The 3,135-nt window shown below is 67.2% G+C and carries 3 protein-coding genes; all 3 read left to right on the top strand.

All coding sequences use genetic code 11. The annotated features are described in order from the left end of the window. Positions 1-1,732, top strand: a 1,732-nt coding sequence (locus HZB86_09300) for an MMPL family transporter (GenBank protein MBI5905727.1), incomplete at its 5' end; no start/stop codon positions are given. A 26-nt stretch (positions 1,733-1,758) separates the two neighbouring features. Further along, entirely contained in the window at positions 1,759-2,796 is a 1,038-nt protein-coding gene (locus HZB86_09305; GenBank protein MBI5905728.1) for a glycosyl hydrolase, read from the top strand. Between the two features lie 41 nt (positions 2,797-2,837). Continuing rightward, a partial coding sequence (locus HZB86_09310; protein MBI5905729.1) for a CoA transferase occupies positions 2,838-3,135 on the top strand: 298 nt, incomplete at its 3' end.

A 3,135-nucleotide genomic window follows, 5' to 3' on the forward strand; every position in this document is an offset into this window, starting at 1 on the left:
CATCGGGTTCGCCAAGCAGATCGGGGACATCGCGGACGGCGCCGCGGGGGTCCTCGAGTTCTGCGCGATCGCGCTGGTGCTGACCGGGCTGACGGTGCACTGGTACTGCCGCTCGGTGCGGTTCACGATCCTGCCGATCGCCTGCTCGCTCACCTCACTCGTCTGGCAGTTCGGCACCCTTCGGATCCTCGGGTACGGCCTGGACCCGCTGGCGGTCCTGGTCCCCTTCCTGGTCTTCGCCATCGGCGTATCGCACGGCGTCCAGCAGATCAATTTCATCGTCCGGGGTCTTGCCCACGGGAAGAGCACGGAGGAGGCGGCGCGGGAGAGCTTCTCGGGCCTTCTGATCCCGGGGACGCTCGCCCTCATCACGGCGATCGTGTCGTTCATCACGCTGGTGCTGATCCCGATCCCGATGGTCCGCGAGCTGGCGATCACCGCCTCGATCGGGGTGGGGTACAAGATCGTGACGAACCTGGTGATGCTCCCGGTGGCCGCGTCGCTGTTCACGTTCACGAAGGAGTACGCGGACGGGGCGATGGTCAAGCGGGAGGAGCGGTCCCGCTGGCTTCACGTGATCGCCCGCGTGGCCGAGCCGAGGAACGCCGTCATCACCGTTCTGGTCACGGCGGCGATCTTCGGGGTGTCGGTGTGGAAGAGCCAGGGGCGGGTGATCGGGACCCTCCTCCCCGGGGCGCCGGAGCTTCGGCCGGACGCCCGGTTCAACCGGGACGCGGTCGCCATCTCCGAGGGGTACGACATGGGGCTGGACTGGCTGACGGTGGTGTTCGAGGCCCCTCCCGCCTCGGACCGGAACTCGGCGATCGGGGCGTTCGTGGACGACTTCACCTGGAGGATGTCGAACGTGCCGGGCGTGATGTCGGTCGACTCGTACTCCAACCAGCTCCGCCTCTACAACGAGGGATACAACGAGGGGAACCCGAAGATGTCGGTGATCCCGGTCGACCCCGGGAACACCGCGGGGCTGAACGCCGAGATCGCGCGGCTTCGGGGGTACATGAACAAGGACGCCAGCATGACGGCGGCGCACATGTACCTGACCGACCACAAGGCGGTGACGATCAACCGCGTCATCCTGGCGGCGAAGGAGTTCCGCAACACCCACCACCAGGACAACGTCACGGTGCGGCTGGCGGCGGGGAACGCGGGCGTGCAGGCGGCGATCAACGACGAGGTGGAGAAGAGCGAGGTGCCGATGATGCTGTACGTGTACGCCGCGATCCTCGTCCTGGTCTTCCTGGCGTACCGGGACGTCCGTGCGATGATCGCGTGCTGCATGCCGCTGGCCGTGGGGACGTTCATCGGGTACTGGTTCATGAAGGAGCTGAACATCGGGCTCACGGTGGCCACCCTCCCCGTGATGGTCCTCGCGGTGGGGATCGGCGTGGACTACGCCTTCTACATCTACAACCGGCTCCAGCTTCACCTCGGCCAGGGGGCCACCATCTACGAGGCCATGGAGAAGGCGCTCGCCTTCGAGGCGATGGCGACCATCTTCACGGCGATCACCCTGGCGGCCGGCGTGGTCACCTGGTCGTTTTCGCTGAAGTTCCAGGCGGACATGGGGAAGCTCCTCGCGTTCATGTTCCTGGTCAACCTGGTCATGGCGATGACCGCGCTCCCGGCGGTGGCCGTGATCCTCGACCGGATCATCCCGCGGAAGAGCCCCGTGCACGTTTCCGAAATCCTGACCCATCCCGGCGCGGAATGACCAAAGGCGATACGGAGAGGACCGACATGCGGACAACGGTTTTTCACGGCGGGCGATCCGGGGTTCTTCTTGCCCTGGCTCTCTGTGCGTTCCTGGCCTGCCCGGCCTTCGCCCGGGAGGGGGACCCTCCCCCCGTCCCGGGCGACGGGGCCCGGCCCTCCTCCCTGAAGATACAACCGGCGGAGGCCACCACCGCGGCGACCACGGCGATGATCCTCTCCGCGGCGCGCGCGGGAAAGCGGATCGTCGCGGTGGGAAACCACGGCGTCGTGCTTTTGTCGGACACCGACGGCGCCGACTTCCGGCAGGCGAAGTCGGTGCCGGTCCGCTCCACCCTGTCGGCGGTCTTCTTCGTCGACGAGAAAACCGGGTGGGCGGTGGGGCAGTGGGGCGTCGTCCTGCGGACCGACGACGCGGGCGAGAGCTGGACGCTGCAGCGGCACGACACGACCGTGGACCAGCCGCTCTTTTCGGTCTGGTTCCGGGACCGCCAGCGCGGGTACGCGGTCGGGCTCTGGTCCCTGATGATCGCCACCGCCGACGGGGGGAAGACGTGGACGCCGGTTGCGATTCCGCCCCCCCCCGGCGGGAGCAAGGCCGACCGGAACCTGCTCAAGATCTTCGCGAACCGGATGGGGACCCTGTTCATCGCGGCGGAGCAGGGGATGATCCTGAAATCGTACGACGGCGAGAAATGGACGTACGTCAACACCGGGTACAAGGGATCGTTCTGGACCGGGATCGTCCTCAGCAACGGCACGATCCTGGTGGGGGGGTTGCGCGGGACGATCTACCGGAGCGCCGACGACGGCAGGACGTGGCGGGAGGCCAGATCCGATTTCAAATCGTCGATCACCGACTTCGCGGAGGCGGGCGGAAAGGTGTTCGCCGCGGGACTGGACGGCGTGTTCCTGGAGAGCGACAACCACGGGGCCACCTTCCGGGGGAGCCAGCGGGAGGACCGCCTCCCGTTCACGGCGATCTCCGTGAACAGCACCGGGAAGCTCGTGAAATTCTCCAAGCGGGGCGTCGTCGCCGACTCCCCGCCCGCGCCGGCGAAGTAAGGGCCCGGAAAGGCCCGAATGGTCCCCGGGGAGTCCACTCCATGAAACCGTTCGACAGGGCGGCGATGTTCGACAAGCCGGAACCGCTTGCCGGGGTCCGGGTCCTCGAGGTGTGCTCGGTGGTCCTCGGGCCCGCGACGTGCGACTACCTCGCGGAGTTCGGCGCGGAGGTGATCAAGTTCGAGGGGCAAAAGGGGGACCAGATGCGGTTCGTCACCCCCTACGCGTTCTTCTGGAACGGGATGTCCCCCGGGCTGGAGATCGAGAACCACAACAAGTACTGGGTCGGGATGCACGTCGGGAACCCCCGCGCCCGGGAGCTGTTCCTCGAGCTGGTCA

The organism is Deltaproteobacteria bacterium (assembly GCA_016234845.1).
In the GTDB taxonomy this organism is placed as follows: Bacteria; Desulfobacterota; Deferrimicrobia; order Deferrimicrobiales; family Deferrimicrobiaceae; genus JACRNP01.